Annotated in this window: 26 protein-coding genes; 12 read left to right on the plus strand and 14 right to left on the minus strand. The window is 32.0% G+C overall.

The genetic code is table 11. From position 1 onward, the window contains the following. The first annotated feature begins 1 nt into the window (after nucleotide 1). The gene (locus tag MY1_RS08850) at nucleotides 2–211 is read left to right on the plus strand and encodes a hypothetical protein (protein WP_007551663.1); all 210 of its coding nucleotides are present in this window, start codon (nucleotides 2–4) and stop codon (nucleotides 209–211) included. Here the strand turns inward: MY1_RS08850 and MY1_RS08855 are convergent, their stop codons facing one another. Further along, nucleotides 212–1,363, minus strand: coding sequence for an NAD(P)/FAD-dependent oxidoreductase (locus MY1_RS08855; protein ID WP_007551665.1), 1,152 nt, complete (start codon nucleotides 1,361–1,363; stop codon nucleotides 212–214). It abuts the gene before it with no gap. A 1-nt stretch (nucleotide 1,364) separates the two neighbouring features. Beyond that, nucleotides 1,365–2,105: an SDR family oxidoreductase gene (locus tag MY1_RS08860; protein ID WP_007551667.1), complete on the minus strand. Its 741-nt coding sequence runs from the start codon at nucleotides 2,103–2,105 to the stop codon at nucleotides 1,365–1,367. Between the two features lie 122 nt (nucleotides 2,106–2,227). Between MY1_RS08860 and MY1_RS08865 the strand changes: the two genes are divergently transcribed. Then, nucleotides 2,228–2,455, plus strand: coding sequence for an AN1-type zinc finger domain-containing protein (locus MY1_RS08865; RefSeq protein WP_048110583.1), 228 nt, complete (start codon nucleotides 2,228–2,230; stop codon nucleotides 2,453–2,455). Between the two features lie 6 nt (nucleotides 2,456–2,461). Here MY1_RS08865 and MY1_RS08870 read toward each other — a convergent pair whose 3' ends face one another. Next, the gene (locus MY1_RS08870; RefSeq protein WP_007551669.1) at nucleotides 2,462–2,746 is read right to left on the minus strand and encodes a hypothetical protein; all 285 of its coding nucleotides are present in this window, start codon (nucleotides 2,744–2,746) and stop codon (nucleotides 2,462–2,464) included. Nucleotides 2,747–2,776: 30 nt separating this feature from the next. Further along, nucleotides 2,777–3,334: a DNA replication complex subunit Gins51 gene (locus MY1_RS08875; RefSeq protein ID WP_007551670.1), complete on the minus strand. Its 558-nt coding sequence runs from the start codon at nucleotides 3,332–3,334 to the stop codon at nucleotides 2,777–2,779. A 54-nt stretch (nucleotides 3,335–3,388) separates the two neighbouring features. Here MY1_RS08875 and glnA point away from each other — a divergent pair, with 54 nt between their 5' ends. Further along, nucleotides 3,389–4,849, plus strand: a complete 1,461-nt coding sequence (glnA, locus tag MY1_RS08880; protein ID WP_007551671.1) for a type I glutamate--ammonia ligase — start codon at nucleotides 3,389–3,391, stop codon at nucleotides 4,847–4,849. On the opposite strand, the gene MY1_RS08885 is transcribed toward glnA, so the two are convergent. Together MY1_RS08885 and thsB are read right to left on the minus strand one after the other, a co-directional pair. Further along, entirely contained in the window at nucleotides 4,846–5,124 is a 279-nt protein-coding gene (locus MY1_RS08885) for a hypothetical protein (RefSeq protein ID WP_048110162.1), read from the minus strand. The two genes, glnA and MY1_RS08885, sit on opposite strands and share 4 nt — an antisense overlap. A 59-nt stretch (nucleotides 5,125–5,183) precedes the next feature. Next, nucleotides 5,184–6,887, minus strand: a complete 1,704-nt coding sequence (gene thsB, locus MY1_RS08890) for a thermosome subunit beta (protein WP_007551673.1) — start codon at nucleotides 6,885–6,887, stop codon at nucleotides 5,184–5,186. A gap of 107 nt (nucleotides 6,888–6,994) precedes the next feature. On the opposite strand from thsB, the gene MY1_RS08895 reads away from it, so the two are divergent. After that, entirely contained in the window at nucleotides 6,995–8,317 is a 1,323-nt protein-coding gene (locus MY1_RS08895; protein WP_048110164.1) for a serine hydroxymethyltransferase, read from the plus strand. A 4-nt stretch (nucleotides 8,318–8,321) separates the two neighbouring features. Here the strand turns inward: MY1_RS08895 and MY1_RS08900 are convergent, their stop codons facing one another. Both MY1_RS08900 and MY1_RS08905 read right to left on the minus strand, forming a co-directional pair. After that, nucleotides 8,322–11,699: a DNA polymerase II large subunit gene (locus MY1_RS08900; RefSeq protein ID WP_048110166.1), complete on the minus strand. Its 3,378-nt coding sequence runs from the start codon at nucleotides 11,697–11,699 to the stop codon at nucleotides 8,322–8,324. Between the two features lie 12 nt (nucleotides 11,700–11,711). Beyond that, nucleotides 11,712–12,464: a phosphoglycerol geranylgeranyltransferase gene (locus MY1_RS08905; RefSeq protein ID WP_007551677.1), complete on the minus strand. Its 753-nt coding sequence runs from the start codon at nucleotides 12,462–12,464 to the stop codon at nucleotides 11,712–11,714. Between the two features lie 64 nt (nucleotides 12,465–12,528). Here MY1_RS08905 and MY1_RS08910 point away from each other — a divergent pair, with 64 nt between their 5' ends. The 3 genes from MY1_RS08910 to MY1_RS08920 all read left to right on the plus strand — a co-directional run bounded on the left by MY1_RS08910 (nucleotide 12,529) and on the right by MY1_RS08920 (nucleotide 13,917). Then, nucleotides 12,529–12,891, plus strand: a complete 363-nt coding sequence (locus MY1_RS08910) for a hypothetical protein (RefSeq protein ID WP_007551678.1) — start codon at nucleotides 12,529–12,531, stop codon at nucleotides 12,889–12,891. 125 nt (nucleotides 12,892–13,016) lie between these two features. Continuing rightward, on the plus strand, nucleotides 13,017–13,622 hold the full coding sequence (locus MY1_RS08915) for a winged helix DNA-binding protein (protein ID WP_007551679.1): 606 nt from the start codon (nucleotides 13,017–13,019) through the stop codon (nucleotides 13,620–13,622). A gap of 133 nt (nucleotides 13,623–13,755) precedes the next feature. Then, entirely contained in the window at nucleotides 13,756–13,917 is a 162-nt protein-coding gene (locus MY1_RS08920) for an AbrB/MazE/SpoVT family DNA-binding domain-containing protein (protein ID WP_007551680.1), read from the plus strand. A gap of 1 nt (nucleotide 13,918) precedes the next feature. Here MY1_RS08920 and MY1_RS08925 read toward each other — a convergent pair whose 3' ends face one another. Then, nucleotides 13,919–14,308, minus strand: coding sequence for a hypothetical protein (locus MY1_RS08925; protein WP_048110169.1), 390 nt, complete (start codon nucleotides 14,306–14,308; stop codon nucleotides 13,919–13,921). Nucleotides 14,309–14,791: 483 nt separating this feature from the next. Here MY1_RS08925 and MY1_RS08930 point away from each other — a divergent pair, with 483 nt between their 5' ends. After that, complete coding sequence (locus tag MY1_RS08930; RefSeq protein WP_007551682.1) at nucleotides 14,792–15,994, plus strand: Cdc6/Cdc18 family protein; 1,203 nt, start codon at nucleotides 14,792–14,794, stop codon at nucleotides 15,992–15,994. Here MY1_RS08930 and MY1_RS08935 read toward each other — a convergent pair. After that, the gene (locus tag MY1_RS08935) at nucleotides 15,971–17,419 is read right to left on the minus strand and encodes a DNA-directed DNA polymerase II small subunit (protein WP_048110171.1); all 1,449 of its coding nucleotides are present in this window, start codon (nucleotides 17,417–17,419) and stop codon (nucleotides 15,971–15,973) included. The two genes, MY1_RS08930 and MY1_RS08935, sit on opposite strands and share 24 nt — an antisense overlap. A gap of 114 nt (nucleotides 17,420–17,533) precedes the next feature. On the opposite strand from MY1_RS08935, the gene MY1_RS08940 reads away from it, so the two are divergent. Together MY1_RS08940 and MY1_RS08945 are read left to right on the plus strand one after the other, a co-directional pair. After that, nucleotides 17,534–18,034 (plus strand): stage II sporulation protein M, encoded by a 501-nt coding sequence (locus MY1_RS08940; protein ID WP_007551684.1) that lies wholly within the window; start codon nucleotides 17,534–17,536, stop codon nucleotides 18,032–18,034. A gap of 83 nt (nucleotides 18,035–18,117) precedes the next feature. Next, nucleotides 18,118–19,044, plus strand: a complete 927-nt coding sequence (locus tag MY1_RS08945) for a cupredoxin domain-containing protein (RefSeq protein ID WP_048110173.1) — start codon at nucleotides 18,118–18,120, stop codon at nucleotides 19,042–19,044. 4 nt (nucleotides 19,045–19,048) lie between these two features. Here the strand turns inward: MY1_RS08945 and cbiE are convergent, their stop codons facing one another. Together cbiE and MY1_RS08955 are read right to left on the minus strand one after the other, a co-directional pair. After that, nucleotides 19,049–19,765, minus strand: coding sequence for a precorrin-6y C5,15-methyltransferase (decarboxylating) subunit CbiE (cbiE, locus tag MY1_RS08950; RefSeq protein ID WP_007551688.1), 717 nt, complete (start codon nucleotides 19,763–19,765; stop codon nucleotides 19,049–19,051). A 1-nt stretch (nucleotide 19,766) separates the two neighbouring features. After that, nucleotides 19,767–20,258 (minus strand): hypothetical protein, encoded by a 492-nt coding sequence (locus MY1_RS08955; protein ID WP_007551690.1) that lies wholly within the window; start codon nucleotides 20,256–20,258, stop codon nucleotides 19,767–19,769. Between the two features lie 73 nt (nucleotides 20,259–20,331). Between MY1_RS08955 and MY1_RS08960 the strand changes: the two genes are divergently transcribed. Further along, nucleotides 20,332–21,870, plus strand: coding sequence for a peptidylprolyl isomerase (locus tag MY1_RS08960; protein ID WP_007551691.1), 1,539 nt, complete (start codon nucleotides 20,332–20,334; stop codon nucleotides 21,868–21,870). 40 nt (nucleotides 21,871–21,910) lie between these two features. Here MY1_RS08960 and MY1_RS08965 read toward each other — a convergent pair whose 3' ends face one another. Then, nucleotides 21,911–23,269, minus strand: a complete 1,359-nt coding sequence (locus MY1_RS08965) for an NAD(P)/FAD-dependent oxidoreductase (protein ID WP_007551692.1) — start codon at nucleotides 23,267–23,269, stop codon at nucleotides 21,911–21,913. 76 nt (nucleotides 23,270–23,345) lie between these two features. Continuing rightward, nucleotides 23,346–23,999: an ACT domain-containing protein gene (locus MY1_RS08970; RefSeq protein WP_007551693.1), complete on the minus strand. Its 654-nt coding sequence runs from the start codon at nucleotides 23,997–23,999 to the stop codon at nucleotides 23,346–23,348. Between the two features lie 120 nt (nucleotides 24,000–24,119). Here MY1_RS08970 and hsp20 point away from each other — a divergent pair, with 120 nt between their 5' ends. Continuing rightward, nucleotides 24,120–24,617, plus strand: coding sequence for an archaeal heat shock protein Hsp20 (hsp20, locus tag MY1_RS08975; RefSeq protein WP_007551694.1), 498 nt, complete (start codon nucleotides 24,120–24,122; stop codon nucleotides 24,615–24,617). Nucleotides 24,618–24,621 lie beyond the last annotated feature (4 nt).

Consider the following 24,621-nt stretch of genomic DNA (forward strand, 5'->3'; position numbering starts at 1 on the left):
AATGAAAATTTGCAGTATTTGTAATAGAATTTCTGGAAATGATCAGGATCATCTTGATTGTATTCAAAAAATAAGAATAGAAAATGAAGATGAAAATTTTAAACAGAGTATTCCTGAAAAATTAGATTTAGCAAAAGATACTCTAGGTTTAGGTGTTGAAGTAAAAGCTATTTTAGAGCATCTTACAAAAGAAAATAAAAAAACTGATTAATCATAACCATTTTGAAAGTCGTTCTTTCTCAAATTGTAACTTTTCATCAAGATGTTTAGCTGTAGATTCTGTTAACTTTGTTGTTGGTTTAGATTCTGTAAACATATCAACTTCAATTATAGATGCCGTATCTCTTCCAGATTCAAGGAAGCATCCTCCCTTTCCATCAAATAACAATAGCCCGTTTTTACTTTGTATATTAGATATGATGTTTTGTGCAACTGTAATTGCTTCTCCTTCTGCAAATACACCTGCTTTAGGAACAGTCATGGTATCAATTACTGTTAAAGTTGTTACATCACCTACTGCATACACATTTTCAAATGGAGTTTTACAGTCTCTGTTAATTGGTATAAACCCACCTTCTTTGGCTAATCCGGATTCATAAATTACTTTAGGTGCAACATGTGGAGGTACAGCAAGAAGTAAATCAAAATTAGCTTCTTCTCCATTTTGAAAAATCAGTTTGTTTTTTTCAACAGATTTTATTTTGCATGAATCATGAAAAATAATGTTCTCCGAATTTATTAAACTGAGAATTTTTTTGCTGATTTCTGGACCAGCTGCAGGTAATGTTATTGGGGCCGGACTATAGAAATGAATTTGTATTGATTCTCTAACTCCTGCATCCCTTAGCATTGAATCAATCAGTAAACTAGCCTCAAATGGTGCTGGAGGACATTTGTATGGCATTCCCATAATGGAAATTGCAATGTTACCAGATCTCATATTTTTTATTTTTTTATGAATTTCAGTTAATTGATTATGATCATAAAGGTTCATTCCGTTTTCTGAAAGGCCTGGAATTTTTTCAGGTGCTAAAACTGCACCCATTGCAATAATTAAAAAATCATACGATAAAGTTTTGGTAGTTGTTTTAATTTGTTTATTTTGAAGATCAATTTGTATAATTTCTTCTTTTAAAAAATTTATTTCTTTTTTAATTAGTTGATTTAGTGATCCTATTGAATTTTCAAATGTTCGTATACCTTTGATAATCCAAAGTTTGGCAAAGCCTACCATGAACCAATCTTTTTTGTCAATAACTGTTATCTTAACTTGAGATGATGTAAGGTTGTTTCTAATTTCATTTGCTGCAGCTAATCCTCCAAATCCTCCACCAAGAATTAAGATATGGGGGATAGAAGTCAATTTAACGATCTTGTGTAGTAGGTCTGATTAAAATTTCATTGACATTTACATGATTTGGTGATTCTACAGCATAAACAATTGCATTTGCAATATCTTCAGCTTGTAATGCTTCCATTTTTTTAGCACTTTCAACAAATGCTTGTAAAGATTCATCAGTAATTGTGTTTGTTAGTTCAGTTGCAACAACTCCTGGTTCAATACATGTAACGCGGATATTCTTTCTTACGCTTAGTTCTTGTCTTAGCCCTTCACTAAAAGCAGTGATCGCATGTTTTGTGGCACAATAAACGCTACCAGCAGGAAAAACTATTCTTCCAGCAACTGAAGAGATGTTAATAATATGACCTGATTTCTTTTCAAGCATGTGTGTAACAACAGCTCCTGTACAATATAATACGCCTTTGATATTGACATCAATCATTTGTTCCCATTCATCAATCTTCAAATTTTTGAAAAAACTCAGAGGCATAAGTCCTGCGTTATTTACTAGTATGTCAACAGTCCCCCACTTTTTCAAAACGTTTTCGACAAAAGAACTGCATTCATTTCTATTAGTAACATCTAGTTTTTGAGAATAAACTTCTCCGCCATTTTCTTTAATCTTTTTTTCTAATTCTAAAAGCATATTTGTTCGTCGTGCACCTATTGCAACTTTTGCTCCTGCTTTTGAAAGTGCTAATGCAGTAGCAAATCCAATTCCACTACTTGCACCGGTAATTATCGCTACTTTATTTTCAATCATCAATATTCACGTAATTATTTTTAATTCCAACATCGTAAAAACGTTTACCTGAATTTTTTAAAAATAATTAATTTTCTAATAAATCATAACAAGTTTATTAGAAGAAAAACTACAAGATGCTTATGAAGCCTGAAAAATGCGCTTATTGTGGTGACATGGTAGATATGCCATTTCAGTGTAATTATTGTAAAGATCCATTTTGCGCTGAACATAGACTTCCAGAAGAACATAGATGTGTAAAATTAACTCAGATCAGAGCTCGTAGATTTGGTGAGAAAAAAGTGATCAGAGATGGAGGTCCAAACAAACAAAATGTTTTCAAAAGAATATTTAGAAAATTCAAAGATTAGAGAGAACTAATATGGACTTTTGTCAGGAGATATTTTTGCTCGTCTTCCTTGATAAATCAATGCTAAAGCAAGAGCAAACATTACCAGTGCTGTTAAAGGAAAATTTTGTGGTGCTGGTAACACAAACAGATAGTATATTCCAAATCCAATGGATACGGTGGCTTGTGTCCATAGTTTAATCCATTTTGGAGTTTTAGTTACTCTACAAATGGCTTCAACAGTAAAGATACCAATTACTGGATAAATAGTATAAAGAAGAAAATCAATTACATCGACTCCTGTGTGTGTCATAAATGAAAGTGATTAAGGTATAATTTTTATCTAATCTTCCCAACGAACTTTGGTGGCAATATTTTTAGTAATTAATGCCTGAGCGTTTTCATATGGTATTGTTGCAATATCTTCAATTTTGAAAGGTCCATATTTCTCTAGATCAGCACCTATGAGTTCATCTACCTCCTGAAGAAATCTTACAACAACAGTTTTAGTTTTATGATTTTGAGAGATAGATTCAAGAAATTTTGATTTTCCATTTATTGTTGCTGAAAGAATCATTTCAGCTCTTTCTCTTCGTTCTTCTTCTGCATCGAGGATAAATTTTTCTTCATCTAAAAGATTTTGAAAAGAAATATTACCTGATTTAGAAATTTTTTCTAGTCTAATATTGATGAAAAGTGATGTTAGTTCTGTAGCAGTATCAATTATTACTTTTTTAATGTTATTTTCTACTCCATCAAATTCTTGTTTTTTCAAGTCACCAATAAAATCTGAAAGCTTCCTATAGAAATCAGGGTTGATTTCTTGTATAGAATCATTTTCAGTTTCTCGTAAGACTATATGGTGTAATTTGTTTAGATCTATTTCGTTTGTTTCTGACATTTCTTACCTAATCCTTAAATCTCGGATGTATTTGTGTTTGATTGAAGCATAAAATTGCCCTATAAAGTTAGTCATGGAAAAGCACTTCAAGTAACATATTCACCAGATGAAGTTTTTGCCAGAATTCAGCACGAAGGAATTCAGTTTATAGATCTTCAGTTTACTGGTCTTACTGGACGTTTTCATCATACTACTATTTCAGCCATAACATTTACCCCTGAACAAATGAGGGATGGATTACCAAAATTAGATGGATCATCGATTATTGGTTTTACTAATGTTGATGATTCAGATCTTATTTTAAAACCAGATCCTAATACTTTTGCCATAATTCCATGGATGACTGAAAATAAAACGGCAAGGCTGCTATGTGATATCTATTGGGGCGGTAATAGGGGAAGATTGTCTAGGGATCCTCGAGGGATATCACAAAAAGCAGAAGAATATGTAAAAACTCAGGGTTTTGATTATAGTGCTTGGGGTCCAGAAGTAGAATTTTTTGTGTTTGATAGGGTACATTGGGATGTTCTGACTCCATACAAGGGTCAATCCTATTCAATTGAATCAAAAGAGGCGCCATGGAATAATGAAGGAAGTGGATATCCTATGGGTCTTCAAGAAGGATACTATCCAAGTACTCCTTCAGATACTTTGACTCCATATAGAAATGAATGTGTAAATATTTTGAATAATGATTTCGGCATACTATGTGATAATCATCATCACGAGGTAGCTACTGCTGGGCAATGTGAAATTGATATCAAATATGATTACATGACAAATGCTGCTGATGCAGCCCAGTCTTACAAATATGTAATAAAAAATGTAGCACAGAAATATGGTAAAGTTGCAACTATGATGCCAAAACCTATTGCAATGGATGCAGGTTCTGGAATGCATGTTAATGTTAGTTTATGGAAAGGAAAAGAGAATGTGTTTTATGATCCTGATGATGCTGATGAATTAAGTCAAACTGCAAAATATTTTTGTGGTGGAATTATTAATCATGCAAAAGCATTATCTGCAATTTGTAATCCTACTACTAATTCATATCACAGACTTGTCCCAGGTTATGAAGCACCAGCTTATATCGCATGGAGTGCAGGTAATAGATCTGCTATAGTTAGAGTACCACAACATCTTAAAGGTAAAAATTATGCTAGCCTTAAGAGACTTGAATTTAGAGCTCCTGATCCTTCATCAAACCCATATCTGGTATTTGCTGCAGTAACTGCAGCTGGAATGGATGGAGTAAAAAAGAAAATGGATCCAGGTGATCAAGTTCGTGATGATATTTTTAAAATGACAAAATCAGATAGAGCTAAAAGAGGAATAGGAGTTTTACCAAAAAGTTTAGGCGAAGCAATAGATGAATTAGAAAGTGACAGAAAGTTCCTTCTTCCAATTTATACAAATGATGTCATTGATAAAATAATTGAGTTAGGAAAAAGAGATCAACGGGAAATTGCAATAAGACCACATCCTCATGAATTTTATCTGTATTTTGATATCTAAACTCTTCCAGTAATTTGAAAAATATAAAATAATGAAATAAATATCAAAGTAAAACCTATACCAAGAAATATTATTCTCTTTTTCTCTGAAACGGCTGCTTTGTAAAGCAAAATACTACCTGCTAAGCCAACAAATAACACAATAACTCCTATTACTACACTATCAAAACTTGTATGAGTAACTAATGGATGGAAAAATCCTGACAGTAATGCAAAAAATGCTATCAAATAAACATACTTGAATCCTGTTAGCATTTTTGATCTAGTCTTATTCAATATGGTTTGTAAATATGATAATCAAATAAACTTTTGAAAAATAATTTTTATTAAAAAATTTACATCATTCCGCCCATATCAGGCATTCCACCCATACCGCCCATTCCAGGCATTCCACCCATACCGCCCATTCCAGGCATTCCACCTTCTGCTCCTGGTGGTGGTCCTGCAGATTTTTGTGTGGCAATGACATCATCAATTCTAAGAATCATACAGGCTGCTTCTGCTGCTGCTGAAACAATCTGAAGTTTAACTGCTAAAGGTTCAATTATATCACTTGATTTCATATTTCCGATTTTGCCTTTCATAACATCAATTCCAGTCCATTTTTCTCCTTTCATTTGTCTAGAACGAAGAACTGTTAGTGTATCAATTGGATCCATTCCAGCATTTTCTGAAAGTGTTAATGGAATTGATTCTAAAGAATCAGCAAATTTTTCAGCAGCGAGTTGTTCTCTACCTTCTAATGATTTTGCCCAACTTCTTATCTTAGTTGCAGCATAAGTTTCAGGGGCACCGCCTCCTGCAACAATTTCTGGTTTTTCAATTACATCTTTTACTACCATTAGTGAATCATGAACCGAACGTTCAACCTCATCAACAACTCTTTGAGAGCCGCCACGAAGAAGTAAAGTAACAGATTTTGGATGCTTGCAGCCTTCAATGAATACCCATTTGTCTTCTTCAATTTTTCTTTCCTCTACAAGTTGAGCATCTCCTAGATCTTTTTCAAATATATCATCAAGATTGTTTACTATTCTAGCACCAGTTGCTTTTGCAAGTTTTGTAAGATCACTTTCTTTGATTCTTCGAACTGCAATGATTCCTGCTTTTGCTAGATAGTGTTGAGCCATGTCATCAATTCCTTTTTGACATAATACTACATTTGCTCCAGAGCCAATTACTTTATCGACCATATTCTTTAACATTCTATTTTCCTCATCAAGAAATGATTTCAATTGTTGTGGATTTGAAATGTTAATTTTAGCATCGGTTTCGGTTTTACTGATTTCTAATGCTTTGTTAATTAAGGCTATTTTTGCATCAGAAATTTTTCTTGGCATTCCCCCATGAACAATTTCTTTATCAAGTACAATACCTTGGATAATAACAGAATCTTTAATCGAGCCACCGGCTTTCTTTTCTACTTTAATATCATCAATATCAACATTAAACTTTTCACCTTCTTTTTCAACAACTGCTAGAACTGCTTTTACAATAATATCGGCTAATTGATCAGAATCTTTTCTTACCAATTTTGTTTGCATGGATGTTTTTGCAATTTTATTTAGAATTGTTTTGTCATTTGCAGATACTGTCTCAGATATTTCTTGAAGGAATTGTTTTGCCTTTTTTGCAGCTTTTCTATATCCATCTACAATAATTGTTGGGTGAACATTCTGATCTAAAAGTGATTCAGCGTTTTCCAAAAGTGCACCTGCTAAAATAACAGCAGATGTTGTACCATCACCAACTTCATTATCTGTTGTTTTTGAAATTTCAACGAGCATTTTTGCTGCTGGATGTTGTACATCAATTTCTTTGAGAATTGTTGCACCATCATTTGTAATTGTAACGTCTCCAAGTGAGTCAACAAGCATCTTATCCATACCTCTTGGACCAAGACTGGAATGTACAATTTCAGCAATAATCTTGGCTGCTGCTATATTGTTTTTTTGTGCGTCTCGTCCTTTGGTTTCAGAGCCTCCTTCTTTTAGTAAGACAACCGGCATAGTGCCTTTAGAAGTTGCTTGCATACCCATAGAAAGAAAAACGCCCAATTCCCCTTTTATACGTTGCAGATCAAAAAATCGTAAATAAAATAGTCAAAAATCGGTGTTTTTAAATTGGGAAATTTAATTTGCAAAACATGGCAAAATCGTCAAATAAAGAATCTTACAATAAAATTTTCTCAAATTTAAAAGAACATCATAAATGGTTTGAAAATTCTATTCCATTAATTGCAAGTGAGAACATACCTAGTCCTGCTGTTAGAGAGGCAATAACATCAGATTTTGGAAATAGATATGCCGAAGGTTGGCCAGGTGAGAGAGTCTATGCAGGATGTGTGTACATTGATGAGGTTGAGTTTGAATGTATGAAGCTTGCAAAGAAGTTGTATAAGGCAAAATTTGCAGATGTAAGACCTATCTCTGGTGTGGTTGCTAATCTTGCAGTATATTCTGCTTTTACAAACCCAGGCGATGTAATGCTAGCACCTTCAATTCCTGCGGGAGGTCATATTTCTCATGGTAAGAAAGAACATTCAGGAACTGCCGGATTAGTTCATGGTTTGGAAATTGAATTTTATCCATTTGATGCAGAAGAGATGACAATTGATGTTGAAAAGACAAAACAGAAAGTTGAGGAATTAAAGAAAGCGGGTAATCTGCCAAAAATGGCAATGTTTGGCGGATCGTTGTTTTTGTTTCCACATCCTGTTAAAGAATTAGCAGATTTTCTAAAGAGTTTTGATATGCATATCAATTATGATGCTGCACATGTTGCTGGATTAATTGCTGGTGGAAGATTTCAGGATCCATTACGAGAAGGTGCAGACACTATGACAATGAGTACTCATAAAACTTTGTTTGGGCCACAAGGAGGACTTGTTTTAGGTTCTGAGAAACATGAAGAACCGATCAAGAAAGCAACATTCCCAGGATTAACTAGTAGTCATCACATTCATCATATGGCAGGTAAAGCAGTAGCATTTGCAGAAGCATTAGAATTTGGAAAAGATTACGCTAACCAAGTTATTAAAAATGCCAAAGTGTTTGCAGAATCACTTAATGACGCAGGTTTTAAAGTTCTAGGTGAAAAGAGAGGGTTTACTGAATCACATCAAATTGCTGTTAATGTTTTAGATTATTCTGATGGAGGAAAAGTTGAAGCAGATTTAGAAAAAGCTAACATCATTGTAAATAGACAACTTATTCCAGGTGACATCAAAGCTGGTCGTAATTATTTTCATCCTGGAGGAATTAGACTAGGAGTTTCTGAAATTACTAGACTAGGCATGAAACAAAACGAGATGAAAGAGATTGCATCATATATCAAAGAGGTAATAATTGATAAAAAAGATCCCAAGAAAATTCTTACAAAAGTAAAATCTTTTAGAAAGAATTATCAAAAAGTTCATTATTGTTTTGATAAAAAACTTGGGGCTTATGAATACGTAAAATTAAGATAAAATTCTAAGTATAATCACTTAAGAGTGATTGATCTCCTTTGTTCTTTCCAAAAACTAGATCAATTTCATCAGATAATGCATGAATTCGTCCTCTTTGATAAGCTCCAACATCATATTTATCGACTAACCTCTTTGCAAGTTTGAGATATTTTTCTACAGAGCCTCTTGTAATTGTGGGAATTAAATTATGACCACAAATGCAAGTTTGAATTAAAGGGATTCTGCGATATGATTTTCCACATCCTGTACATCTAAAATTTTGTCTAGCATAAGCACGTAGGTTTCCCATAATATCTGGAACTAGGTGAGTGGAAATTACATTTGAAACAATTTCAGATGTATTTACAGCATCTATAAGTTCAGCATTTTTAATTTGCATATCAAATTTATCAAGCATTGAACCAAGTGTAGAATAAGCGCTACGTGATTTTGATGTTGTAAGTGAAGTTGTAGAATGTGTAAAATAATATCCAAAAAACTGTCTCTCTGTTTCAAGACGTGATTTGATTATTTCTACACAAGCAACATCTGGAGCTTTATTTTGTTGAATTGTAGATTTAAAGAATTCAAGTGGTAAAAATTTAACAACTTCAAGATTGTGTGCTTGTGGTTGAGATTCATGTGGCAATACAAGTGGTTGAATCAATAATGGTGCATCCATTAAACCCCCAATTCTATCAGAAAGAAATTGTCTTGAAAAATTTAGAAGACTATCCATCAATAACATAATAGAATCAGCATCACCATCAGCATCTCTTCTTTTTGCAGAATGCCAATTAGGAGTTGCAAAACAAACATGTGTTTCAGTATAACCAATTATTCTTCCAACAATACCTACAGATGTGTGTGGTGCTAATCCAATTATTAGATGACCAATTAAATCGTCTGTATTTTTAACATTATAGAAGATTGATTTTTCATAAAATTTTTCTAAAATAGTATCAATGTATTTACATATAGATACTAGATATTTTCCGCTTTCGTTTGGAATAATTACATCTTGCATCCGAAGTTCAACTGTTTGATTTGGATCAGTTAGTGGTTTTCCATCAATATCATGAGTATATCCTAATTCGTTTAGTTTTTCAATAGATGTGCCTATCCATGATGGTTGAAATTGAGTAAGAGGAGAATTTGTTGCATCAAAACGAACAGTTCCATCTTTGAATACTGTAAGACCAAAATTTTGACGAACTAGTCCTTTTTCTAATGGTTCAGCTATTCTATCTTGATTGATTAGTTCTTTAACTCCTTTAAATGGCTCTTGTGCACGTAAGCCCATTTTTTCTTGTGCTAGCAATAATTTTGATTTTAATGGAAATGCCTGATGAGAATGAGATGATGCCTTTCGTTTACATTTTTCACAAAATGGATTATCAAGTATGTCTCGACAATTCCCACATCGATAAACTATTGTTGTTTTGATGCCACATTTAGAGCATTTAATGCCAATTGACGGCTCATTACATCCTTGACAAGATCTATTGAAAATATTTGTGAAAAAATTGTCTTGTCTTGATGCTTTTAAGAGATCTCTAGTTGGACCTCCTTTATCATTGATGGGAAATAAAACATGAGTTGGTGGTTTCATTTGTCGTGGTGCTGCTTTTTCAGGCCTTCCTATTCTAACTCCAATTGAAGTTGAAAATTTATTTTTAATTATAATTCCGGATGATTTTGAAATAATTTGTGGGATTGATAAATCGTTTATCTCTGGCTCATGTCTAAAAAGAAGATTATAAAAAATTCTAGCTTCTTCTTTTTCAAGAATTATTTGGGTATTATTCATTTTATGAGGAACTCCGAGTTTTTCAAGAATATTTTTTGTTTCTATAGAATATTCTATAGAGTTTTCATTAATCTTTACTGGATGTAATATTTGTAAAAATTCTTCTGACGATATTTGATCCCAATAATACAAGTATTGTGGGTGTAATGGTATTTGAAAATCTATTGATAGTTTTAATGCTTCATCCAAAGTAGGAATTTTAGTTAGAAACTGAATTAAAAATTCATCATCGGGGGCATATTTTGCTAATTTTTCTTTTAACTCCTCAATCCAAAATTCTTCAACATATCCTGAAGGTATGAGTTGTGCATTGTTTTCTAGAAAATCACCAAATGAAATTAAAATATCACCTAAATGGAGAATTTTTTCGATCTCTCCTTTAATTTCAATTCCATGCTTAACATCTTTAATTTTTATAACATTACCATTTTTGAGTCGGACTATTGGAGTGTCAATAGAATCAACAAAAGCTACTGTTGCTCCTTTGCCTGGAATATCAGTTTTGACTTGAGTGCCAACAGCAATTGTATGATCTAAAATTTCTGCAATTACAGGATTAATTCCCACTGCTGCAAACCCTGTATTACATGCTCTACCATATCTTAATCGAAAACCCCCAAGTTTGTTAGGCATAGATAGTACAGATCTTCCTGTAATAACTTCCCGCATTCTCTTTGCTGCAGCATCTTCTTGGTTATCTCCTGTTTGAACAGCCCCTTTTAGATCTCCTAACCACTCCCAACCATCCAGTTGATACATTTCGATTCTTTTGAGTAGTTTTTTAGATCTTCCGATTAACCCATCATTTAAAACTCGTAATGCTCCTCCCCTAACTCTATTTGTTGTGATACGAGTCATTCCTTTGTGATTTACAACTTCGAAAGGATCTGTATCTACACCGTTTAATTCTACAGGTAGATGTGAAATTACATGTTCTATGTCTTCATCTAGTATATGAAATTGAAAACTACTAGCTTCTCTTTCATAAATTCGAAGTTCTTCAATAAATCTACCAGTCTCATCATCAAAACAATTTGCTTGATATTTTGATAAGCCAACTGCTTTTCTCACATGATCAGCAATTAAGATTGTTACTGCAGACTCGGTTCCACCTGCTGAACGCATTGGTCCAGCAATAGATACGGAGAGATATTCGCTTCCATCTTTATTTTTCTTTATCTTTACTTCACTAATTCCTTGAAGTGGAGCAATTGTAACTCCTTCTGTAACAATAGCTAACCCCACTCTAACCGCTAGATCTAATTTTTCTTCTAGAGTAGCATCATTTAATGAATATTTTCCTAATGCAATTTCTTTTGATAAAATTAATGCTGATAGTTCTTTTCCATGGATTTGTAAAAGTACTCGTAAAGGTTCTGCAATATCAATATCGTGCATTTTTGAAACTCGATCTGCTAAATCAAATGCAATTTTAGGCTCAATTATTCCTGATGAATCAACCAAGGTTGATTTGGCCATAGCTGCATGTTCAAAAATAGCATAGGTGTCTTTTGAGAGGTTGGAATAATAATCAAGATAGTAATTTGGCATCTTAATACCACTTATACGAGAAATGGCATCGTTTTCAGACATATTATGGTCTAATTACTTACTTCTTTGAATTGCTTTTGTTATTTCAGCTAGTTTCTTAATACTTCCACCTTTCTCTAGAAAGGTTCCAATAACAAGGGCATCGGCACCAGCTTTTACTAAATCTGAAGCAGTTTTAGTGTCCCTAATTCCACCGCCTACTATCAAAAATCCATTAAATGCTTTTCTTACTGTCTTAACCATCTCTGGAGTAACACTAGATTTTGCTCCAGAACCTGCTTCCAAATAGACAAATCTCATTCCAAGAAATTGTGCAGCGAGGGCGTATGCTGCTGCAATTTTTGGTTTTTCAAAAGGTATGCCTCTTGCTGAACCTACAAACCATGCTGAAGTTCCATCTCCAATAACCAAATATGCAGTAGGAAGTGGTTCCAATCCAAATTTAAGAACACTTGGTGCTCCTAATGCCTGTGCTTGAGTAATAAAATATGGATTTTCAGAATTCATAAGTGAACTAAAAAGGATAGCATCCGCATCAGGTACAACTCCTGTGATGTTTCCAGGGAAGAGTATGATTGGAATTTTAATGCCTTTTTTAATGCCTTTTACAACTTTAGCCATTTCAATTTGATCTGTTGCAGATGAGCCACCTACAAGAATTGCAGACGCGCCTATTTTTTCAACATCTTGAGCAAGTTTTTGTGAAGATTCTAACTTAGATTCTTCAGAATCAATTAATACAAACAACAATGCATTTTTCTTTTCAAGTTCAGATTTTAGGAAGGATTCAACTTTATTTCCAGTCATAAAGGGGATTTGTAGATGACTCTTTAAAGTTTAATTGTAGTGTGGTATACAGAATTGTATAGCTATGGCAGAGTTTGAAAAATCTAATTTTAATAATATTATTAAACAAATTATAAAAAAATCATTGTTTACTGAACGACAAATTGAAATTATTTTAAATCAGAAAGATCTTCTAAACTCTAAATTCAGTATAAGTAAAGGTGCGTATTATAGGCAAGTTGGTCAATCTAGAGATAAATTAGTAGCATTATTCTATTCAATCATGCTTTTACGAGGTTTAGGCATACTTTTACCAGATGATATTGATGTGATATCAAAACTTTCTGAGCAGATTCGTGTGATAAATGAGAGTGATATATTCCCAGAAAGAGAAGAAGAGGTCATCAATGTGATTGATAGATTAGTACGTCAGGCATGTAATGTGTGATATTATAGTTAAGTAGTGATAATTGAAGTGGTTTTTTTATGATGTGATATGTGTTAATGTTAATCTAAAGTGTGAAATAATGTTGCTCAATCACGATAAATCACAACATATGATTAATTTTTGTGATGTTAATTGAAATTCCTGAACCAGATGTGATTTTAGCCGTGATTATTGCATTTGTTGTAGGTTTGGTTGGTTTGTATAGTTATTACAAAATACGTCCATTCATCAAAACTAAGAGTGAAATGATAGACTCATCACAGTTAGAGCGATTAGAATATTATGAAAGACAATTAATCGATATGAAAATACGCCTAGATTCAATGGAAATACAAGGTGTTGAACAGAAAAAGGAGGATCCGACTCTAGAGATTAAACAATATTTAGAAAAATTAACTAAAAATCAACAAGTAATAGAAAATCCAGGAATTTCACCTAAAAAAACAGAGGATATTAGTAAAGAGCCTAAAACGATTCAGCGCATGCCTAATTTGGATCATAATAATGCTACAGATTATGTGTTGCATCTAATCACAAACAAAGCTATGACATCACGTGATATACAAATCACATTAAAACGAAGTAGGGAGCACACTTCAAGGTTAATGAAGAAGCTTTATGATGATGGATTTGTTCAAAGAAATACAAGTACAAAACCATATACTTATTCAATTACTGAAAAAGGAAAAGAAAAGATTAATGTTTTTGAATCTAATTCATTAATTGCATAACCAATTTTGGTTTATTATTTGTATTAAATTTCATTAATTTAGTTAAAAATCAAATCAAATTCAGTATTTTTATTATTTTTTATAATTATTATAATACATTAAATTATATATATTATTAAATTATAATGAGAATGTGTCTGTTCAAGAAAATGAGGTTTTAGTTAAAATTACATCAGCCGGAACTATTTCTATTCCTAAACAATTTAGAAAATATATGGATATTCAAAAAGGGGAATATGTTAAAGTGATATTGGGAAAAGACAGACTTATAGTTAGAAAAATTACTATATCTTAGTTTATTGTTGTTTTTGGGTTAGTTTAATGGTTTGATATGTCCATTCACGGCCGGTTCTTGTTCTATCAATTTTGCCTTTTGTAGAAAATCTAGATAAATATGTGGAAATTATACTTAATTTCACTGGCTCGTTGTACTCATCTTCATATTTCTCAAGTATGTTTGTAGATGTAAATTTTCCCATAGGGAAGAATTTATCAACAATATGCCATATTTTTGAGCCTGTAGAGTCCATATTCGTGGTTTTTTGTTCATCCTCTTCAATATTCATCAAATCCATCATTTCAAAGATTTTTAGAACTTTTTCTCTAGTAACATTTCCTTCTAATTTTATATCATACCGTGCTCCATCAGCATCTTCCATATCAATTCGAATCCGTTTTTTGGCCATCTTTTAGATCTATGAGGATCTAACATTAACAGTTCAATTGATCCCAGAATATTTGTTAACTAAGAGGTTTGTTAACATTGACTGCCTAGCCCACGCCTAGATTAATTTTTGTTATTAACATTAATAATTAAATTTCCTTATTCTAAATCACCTTTATCATGCCTGGAGTGGAAATAAAGGGGTAAGTTTTAGGATATTCACAATGTTAACATCGAACTTAACGCCTGGAATGGAAATTAAGGGGTAAAATAGACCTTTTTTTCGTTTATCCTAACACTAAATTAACAATTTGTTAACAATTAAGATTAACTCACACACCTGTTTTTCCACTCTATTCTTTTCTTTATTTTTTTTTTATTGAAAATCTAAAAACTAACTAAAAATAATTAATTACAAACTAAATTAGAATAACTATTCCTATCTTTACTCTCTAATACTAGATATCATTATGTTACTAAAGAGTAGAAACATAGGTGTGTGAGTATGTCCGATCCAATTGATAGATTACTTGATGCAGCTGAATCTGGAAAATCAATTATAAAAAATAGAGATATTCTTCATTTTACATATATCCCAAATACAATTCAACATAGAAATTCTGAACAAGAACAAGTTACTCAATCACTACTACCAATTCTTAAACATTCAAGACCATCTAATCTATTAGTTTATGGTAAACCAGGTACTGGAAAGACACTTGTAGTTAAAAAAGTATTAAATAAAATTCAGGAGAGAGTAGAAAAATCAAAATTTCCAATAAAACTCATTTATGCTAACTCCAAAGAAGAAACCACACTTTATGGTTTGTTAGTAAGTTTCGGAAGGCAGTTAGGCATGAATGATAAAGAACTACCTGGAACTGGCCTAGCAATTAGTGAAGTTTTCAAAAGAATTCTAAATAATATTGATGAATCTAAAATAAATGCTATTTTTGTTATAGATGAAATTGACTATCTGGCCCAACTTGTCTCAAAAACAGGCAAAGATATCTTATATCAACTTACTAGAGCAAACGAACGTCTAAAACAAGGCTCTTTAACTTTGGTAGGAATTTCAAATGACCTTACATTTAAGGAAAAACTTGATCCTAGAGTAATCAGCAGTTTAGGTGAAGAAGAGGTAGTTTTTACAAACTACAATGTAGAACAAATTAAAAAAATATTAGAAGAACGTATTGACGAGGCGTTTATCCCTAATTCAGTAGAAGATCCAGCACTAAATCTTTGTGCAGCCTTGGCAGGTGGTGAACATGGAGATGCTAGAAGGGCAATTGATCTTATTCGTGTTGCAGGTGAAATCGCTGAAAGGCAACAATCAGAAAAAGTTTCCCAAGATCATGTTAGAGAGGCATCACTAAAAATTGAAGAAAATAAAGAGGAAACATCTCTAAAATCATACCCCCTCCATGAAAAACTTGTAATCCTAGCAATTATGAAGGCCGGAGGTTCATCAACTGGCGAGATTTATTCATCTTACAAAGGACTTTGTAAGATAGTAGGAAGAGACGAACTAACACAAAGGCGAATTACTCAAATGCTTAGTGAAATTGAATTATCCGGAATTATCTCAGGCAGACTAATTCATCAAGGAATACATGGAAGAACAAAAAAATACAAACTTACAATCTCGTCGGAAATGATTAAAAAAACCTTCAAAGATGATTTAACTTTGCAAGATATTATTTAGAATATTTGAATTATAATTTTCATGATAGACTTTGAAAGTCTTCAAATTTACCATAAGTGCAATTCCTGGATTTGGGGTCATTCCAACACTTGCTTGAAATGGTGTTTGTTTTTGCCAAGAACCAGAATTTAATAAAAGAATTCCTTTGTACATATCTAACTCGGCTCTATGCACATGTCCTACATGAAAGATATCTGGAATATCGTCAATTACCATCAAGTCTTCCATTTCTGGGGCTATCGGGGTTTGACTACCATAAATTGGACTTAGATGTCTTGCTCTTAGAAGATGCTTCATTACTTTAGTAGGTTTGTCATAACTTAGACCAGGCGTAGTTTTTACAATATCATCTATACTTTGACCGTGAAACATCATCACCTTTACTCCATTTAGAGAAACTACAGCAGGATTTCCAACCATGAAGACATTCTCTCTTTCCCATAACCCTGAATTGTATTTTTTAGGAATTGCTGGTTGTGGTAATGCCCTACGACCAGGATCATGATTTCCTGGCATAATGAATATTTTGATATAACTAGGAATTTTACTTATGAGTTCTTCAACTTTTTTTAACTGCTCTTCAATAGTCTGACAAACCAATTCTTTATCTTGATTTGGATAAATCCCAACACCATCTACTAAATCTCCACCAATTAACACAAAACGAATTTTTCTTGCTACTGAATCTGGACTGGATAACCAAGATACAAACTCTGTAAATTCTTCTTCCATGAAGTACTTACTACCAATATGTAGATCTGAAAGAAAAACAGCATATGTTTCAGTTTCAGATCTGTTTGAGGTTTGGTCAGGAACATCAGGCGAAATCAAATCTTTTATGATAAAACCAGCATTTTTACCAAAACCTATTCGAGCCATAATAAATTGGTCATTAAGTAACGAGCCTGCTGTTTTTTGTAATTCATTATCAAAAACTATTCCTTCAAACAAACCTGAAGGATCTTCTAAAACCAATTTTGTTATGTTTCTCTCTACACTTCTACTAGTGACAAGACCACAAACATACATGTCATCATCAGTTTTTGCAGTCTTTACTGAAGCAATTGATTTTAACATCCTTGATTCAGGCCTATCTGAGATTATTCGTTTTAACTTGTTAAAACGGCTAGAAAACAACGCATTATACCCTTTTACTCCCTCTCCGGTAGTAATTCTTAATGTTGGATCAAAGAGTATCTTATGATCATTTTGTAAAGTTTGATCGTCTTTAATTCCTAAATAAACTTCTAAATCATCTTGATTAATCTGATACGATTTTTGTTTTGTTTTTTCACGAACAATCTCTTTAATTATTTTCTCTAATTTTTTTACATCTACATTTTCAAGAAACTTAAATGCATTTGGATGAATTTGAAACCCCTTATTCAAAGCATAATTCAAAGCAATTGATAGCTCTTTTTTCAATATCAAAGAATGTTTTCTGGTTTAATTAAATCTGCGCCCATACCTAACCCTCAAATATCGTTTACAATAAAAAATTACATGTCTAAGATTAGAATAATCACATTTTTCATATTTATGGGATTATTTACAATTGCATATCAAATCGGTTCAATGTCTACAGTTAGTGAAGAAGAAGCTACTACATTTATGACTGAATTTGAAAAATTAGTTAAAGATATCGATGCAATGGGAATCTTCCTTCATAACTCTACAATTTCATTACCAATGTTCATTCCTGGATTTGGAGTGATATGGGGATTGTTTTCAGCTTGGTCAACTGGATTTGCTTTTTCAGCAATAGTTTCAATCTCTCCAGAATTAGCAAAAGTCCCACCATTGGCAATTCTCTTTTTATCCCCATTTGGCATAATGGAACTTACTGCCTATTCTTTAGCTACCTCTAGAAGTTTCATATTGATTAAAGAAGTATATAGAAAATCTAACCTAATTCCATTTCTGAAACCAACTATAATAGAAATAGGAATAGTGATAGGACTTCTATTAGCAGGTGGATATTTGGAGTATTATATGATTAAATTAGTTCAAGATGAATCCATCACGCTTCCTGGATTTTAATTTGAAAAAACCCACTGATTTATCTAATCAGCTTAAAATAATTTAGTAGCAAATTATAAACCGAATTAGAAGAGAAATATAGTATGAATACTACCGTTCTTGGATTTTTAGCGTTATTGGTTTTTTTTGGATTTACTTTTAGTGATTCATTTGCAATTTCACCAAACAGTGCTTTTACTTTGGAAGGATCAGGATACGCTGTAACAGAAAATACGATTAAAACTTCTGAAATTGATTTAGCAATTTCAACCCAAAAACAAACTGGAAGTAGTATTGCATCGTCAGTTGAAGATGGATTCATTACTTTAGATGATGAAGATTTTCTAATTACTGAATTAAAAGCAACAATGCTACGTGAAGGTAAATACATTAGAATTAACGGAGTTATTGATAGTGATATTGGTAATCAAGCATCGATTAGTTTTTTTGGAAAATTAATTGAAGAAAGTAAAAATGCTTCAATCTATGGTTTTACTGGAAGAATAACAATTGATGATGATAATTATAAAATAATCTATACGGCAAAACTATCAAAACTCACAAAAATTAAACCTGCAACAGATCCTAAAACAACAGAATCAAAAATAGATAAACAAATTACAATTTATATAACTAAAGGTTCATCGACTCAAGGTATAGGTACATACATTGATCTTGGAGGAACTAAACAACAAGCATCACAAACTCAAAGCTCAACCGATTCATTAAGATTAAGATATTTTTCTCAAGATAGAATTTCAGTTGAACCAGGAACAACAATTACTATTGTAAATGACGATATAGTATCACATAGTATTCTAAGTGGAACAAAAAATAGTGATCGTTATGTTCAATTTACTGCTGACAACAGAATTTCAACAGGTGAAATATTACCAGGTGAATCAACTAACATTACACTAGATAAAGCTGGATTTTATAGATTATATGATCCAAAATATCAATGGATGGAACTTAATGCATATGTATTTCCAACCATAGAAGGTAATGTTGTTCTTGGGCAAGGAAAATAATAAATTAATTTTTCCATTGCCATTTGTAATTCATATAGGAATCCAAAACAAATTGATTGAAAACCATTACAGATAAATCTGAAAATTCTTTTCCTTCTAAATCCTTTACAGTTCCAACAAAACTAGTCTCATTTTCAGTAGTAAGCGCTTCAAAAACATGAACTTTCATATTTTCTGTATCAAACCCGTTATTTTTTAGATATTTTGCAATCTCTGATGGCATAAAGTGTTTGTCGGGTTGTTTAGGCCATGGTCTAGGAACTAAAACCACATTATATCCATCAATTAATGCTTTTTGCAATTCAAGTTTCTTTTCTTCAATTGAAGTTGTTACATGCATTGTAATTACTTTGGATTTGTCTAATGGGACTTTAGCTTTTGATGCTGCAACTTGAATTGAACTAATACCCGGAATAATTTCTACATCACCAAAAATCTCAATTAGTCTATCTACAACCTCAGACTCTGAAAAATTGACATCACCTGTAAATGGAATAACCAACGAACGATTACCTAACACTGAATAAATTTTTTGATATGATTCTTCCTGATTGTTCATAGTTATTTCATAAATCTCTTTATCAGCAATCAAATCTTCAATTGTTTTCAATGTGTATTTGTATCCAATAACTATGTCACAATTCTGTATGATTTCTTTTACAACTTCCGTAACATATTTTGGCGAGCCTGGACCTACACCTACAGCATAAATTTTTCCCAATTTACTTTGTAAATTTCTGCCTGTCTTTAATATATTGCACAAAAGGTTCCCAATCTACTTTCATATACTTTGTAGGCTCTTTAACTGGATATTTTACCCAATCCTGTGCAATTGAATATTGATATTTTTGCTGTTTTCCATCTTTTTTATATTCTAAAAGTAAGATACTTCCCCACTCCTTTTCTTCATGTGATATATTCAAAATATCATCAAAAGACATTTGAATATTTTTTTTATTTTTTATATCTTCCATTAAATTACTTTCATTATATCCATCATGACGAATCATTGTATTTTTCGATTTTAAAAAACTAATTACTTGTCTTTGTCTAATTGCTTGCCACCATCTCATCTTTGCCTCTGTTTTGTGAACAAACATCAGATGTTTATCAGTTAATACTAACATTCCTTCTTTTCCACCAATTGAAAAGAAATTTTTTGACTCTCTCCATACCGAAACTAAATGTGCTTGAATCTTTTCATCTGATTGCAATATGCTTAATTTATTAGACTTTGTTAAAAACTAATACAATTAGCTTTTATGTAAGATATTTTGAAATGGCTTGTTGAAAAAAATTCTTATTATAATTTCATTATCATTACTTTTTATTAATTTTGGAAATCAATCATTTGCACAATCAGATGATAAATTAGTAATTTTGCATACTAATCTTGGTAATATTGTAATTGAATTATTCCCAAACGATGCTCCTAATCATGTTCAGAATTTTATTAAATTAGCAGAAGATGGATTTTATGATGGTACTATTTTTCATAGAATAATTCCAGGATTTATGATTCAAGGCGGTGATCCAAACACAAAAGGTGGAGATCAAAGTACTTGGGGAACTGGAGGCCCAGGATATTCTGTAAATGCTGAATTTAATACAATTGAACATAATCGTGGAATTGTTTCTATGGCTAGAGCACAAGATCCAAACAGTGCAGGTTCACAATTTTTTATTGTTCATAAAGATTCAAATTTTCTTGATCAACAATATACTGTCTTTGGAAGAATTGTAACTGAAGAAAGCTTTGCAACACTTGACAAGATTGCATCAGTAAAAACCGGAGAGAAAGATATTCCAGTAAACACCGAACAGGTAAAAATCACCAAAGCTGAAGTTGTAAATCGTTCTACTGTAACTAATTTACTTGAATTATCAGAACCTGAAAGAGTTACTACCCCAATTACAACTTCCGAATCAGGTTTTCAACGATATGAAGATAAAGCATTGGATATTGAATTTGATGCACCAGAAGGTTGGTTATTACAGCAACCAGAAAAAACAAATGAAAATTCCCCAGATGTAGTTGTTGTTGGACCTAGAATTGGCCCAATTAATCCAGTTATTTCTCTAACAATTTCAAATGTTGATGGAAAAACTTTAGATGATTTAATTCAAGAAAAAGCTAAATTGTTAGATGATGCATTAAAAGCAGGTAATTTAGAAATTATTTCTCAAGAAAAATCCATAATAAATGAAAAGGAAGTATTCACCACTAATGCTAAAGGCATTTTTCAAAGTGGAGGAGAATCATATAATGTACAATTCAAAGAAATAATAATTTCAACTCCTAAAAAATTCTACATTTTTTCATATAGTAATGGAATAGATGAATTTAATGATCAACTTTCTAAATTCGATGACTCTGTTAATTCTTTTAAAATAATATCAGAACCAATTAAAGAAATAAAATCTGCATCAGCTTCTGTAGAGACAGAAGAAAAGGGCGGTGGATGTCTAATTGCTACAGCAGCATATGGCTCAGAATTAACTCCTCAAATTCAACAACTAAGAGAAATAAGAGACAATACTATTCTTTCAACTCAATCTGGAACTACATTTATGACTGGATTTAACCAATTTTACTATTCTTTCAGTCCTATTGTAGCAGATCTGGAAAGAGAAAATCCTGTATTCAAAGAGGCAGTTAAGTTAGCCATCACTCCAATGTTATCAACTCTTTCCATTATGACACTAGCTGAAGATGGTTCTGATGCGCAAGTGTTAGGATTAGGAATCTCTGTTATTGCTTTGAACTTGGGAATGTATATTGTAATACCTACAATTACAATTATTAAAATTAAAAATAAATTCTGATTTTATAATTTAATTTGTATAAAAATTTATAATTCTCTTTTTACCAAACATCGTCTACTTCATCAAGAACCTTGTATTCTTTTTCTGTTTCACGTTTCAAAAGTTTTAGTCTTGAAATATCTCTATCATAAAACAAGTCTATTATCCAATCTAAAAAAATTCTGACTTTTTTATCAGGTGATGGAATTTTTGATAGATAGACATTTCTCCAAATAAGCCAAGCTAAAAATCCCGAAATATTCATGCCTAGAAATGTTGCAATTCCAGTTCTTTTTCCAATTATTGCCATTTGTCCCTTTGAATGATAAACAAATTTTTCCTTCTCTGAATTTTTAATTAAGGCATTTAGATTATGTGCAGCAATCTTAGCTTGTGCTTCGGCAATTTGTGCAGTAGGAGCAAATGGTCTATTTGTTTGTGGATCCATAAATAATGCACAATCTCCAATTGCAAAAACTCCTGGAAATTCTGGAACTTCAAGAAAATCATTTACAATAATTTTTCCCTTATCTGTTTTGAACATTGATCTTTTTATTGTATTTACAGGTGTTACACCTGCAGTCCAAATCAATGTTTTAGTTCTAATTCCATTAATTTTTGATTTGTCTATTGAGTCTTTTGGGTTTTCATCTAATGATTTTACAGAGACCTCAGTTCCATCAAAACTTGTTACTGCCATACGAAGTTTAATTTCAATTCCTCTTTGAATCATTTTTTCTTTTGCAAAATCTGCTAATTTTTCATTAAAGCCGGGAAGAATCATTGGAAGAGCTTCTAAAACTATAACACGAATATCGTCTTTGTGAATTGTAGGGTAATGTTTTCGTGCATCTAATAATAAATCTAATAATTCTCCAGCAGTTTCAATTCCAGCAAATCCTCCCCCCACAATTACAAATGTTAAAAGACTATCACGAAGAATAGTATCCGTTTCATTATCAGCTTGTTCAAGCATATCTACGACTCTATTTCTTAAAACAACTGCATCGTTGAGTGTCTTCATTGTATAGGCATTTTTTTCAACATCTGCCATTCCAAAAAAATTGGTTTCACTACCTAATGCAACTACTAGATAATCATAATAAATTGAAACACCACGTTTTTCACCCGTGCCCCACAATGTTACCAGTTTTCCAAATGGATCTACATTTTTTATTCTACCTTCATAAAATTTAGTCTTTTTACAAATTGCTCTAATAGGCATTACGATATGTCTTGTTTCAATAATACCTGATGCTACCTGAGGCAACATTGGAGTAAATAATAAGAAATTATCCTCACTCACCATTACTAATTCAACTTCGGAATTGTTTTTGAAAAAAGACTCTAACTGTCTAGCACACTCTACTCCGGCAAACCCCCCTCCTAAAATTACTACTTTCTTCTTATTTTTAGCCAATTACCCTATACCAGAAAATTACTGAATATATCCTATGAGATCAAATATTCTGATAATTTATTACTATTTTTTGAATTTATGAAATTTTGACTATGTCTGAGTGAAGTATCTCATACGCCCTTGAGGCATCTTTTTCATTTAGAATTATAATTATACTCTCTTGACTGAAAAATGCATTTACAAGTTCTATTCCATTATCATGTAAGATCTCTGCAACATAAGATACCACATCTGATTGATTTTGATTACTTGGAATTGAAATTCTAATCTTTGCAAGACCGGTACTAAACATACTTTCATTATTTGGTACGTTTTCAAAAATTTGCCTTATACTTTCTATATCCTCTGTAAGGAATCTAAATGAATCAGACATCCTAAAAAATTCATAATTATTAGTAATTTTTGAGAATTTATCTAAAATTGACATTGTATCCATTTCAGCAAAATCTTTCATAGAAAATTTGATATCCATGATTCCATCTGTTAACGAAAGCCTTGCATTCTTCAAAACACTCTCATCCCTGATATTCTCTTTAATTTCAAACGAATCTGCATATCGTTTTATAGCAACTACAATAGTATTGAGATTTACAGTACTGCCCAAAATTCTTTCAATCTCGGGTTGAATCTTCACAGCTAATGCTGTATAATTAATCAAATCCATTTTCATGCAATCATAAATTGAACGATTTCTAGTAATAATCTCCCTAACTAATTCAGGTATAGACATACTTGAATTTCTCATCAGGCATAATTATACTATGTCAGATATAATAATATTATGTAATATATTACAAAATAATACATAATATTTATATAATGTAATGTATATTACATATAGTAGATAAATATGACAATGTTTGATGATGAATTTGATAGAATCTTCAAGAGAATGTCAGGCTCATTTTTTGATATAGATGACATATTTGAAGAATTCAAGAAAAGTGATTCCAATGCTGGCCCAATTTATTATGGTTATACAATGACCGTTGGTCCTAATGGAAAACCGGTTCTAAAAGAATATGGAAACGTAAAACCAGGATTACTTCCTACATCTGATAATAGAGAACCAATTGTAGATGTAATTGTCGATGAAAAAGAAAAACAAGTGAAACTTGTAGCAGAAATGCCGGGAGTTGAAAAGACAGATGTTAAAATTTTGGTCCAAGACCAATTAGTAGATATTTCTGCAGAACATGGTGAAAAGAAATACCATACAAAAGTTCCAATCAACCATAAAGTTGATGAAAACTCTGCCAAAGCTTCATACAAAAATGGAATTCTTGAACTTGTCTTCAAATTGATTGAAGATACAAAACCAAAAGGCAAAAAAGTGGAGGTTGAATAAACCT

It is taken from the genome of Nitrosarchaeum koreense MY1 (genome assembly GCF_000220175.1).
Taxonomy (GTDB): Archaea; Thermoproteota; Nitrososphaeria; order Nitrososphaerales; family Nitrosopumilaceae; genus Nitrosarchaeum; species Nitrosarchaeum koreense.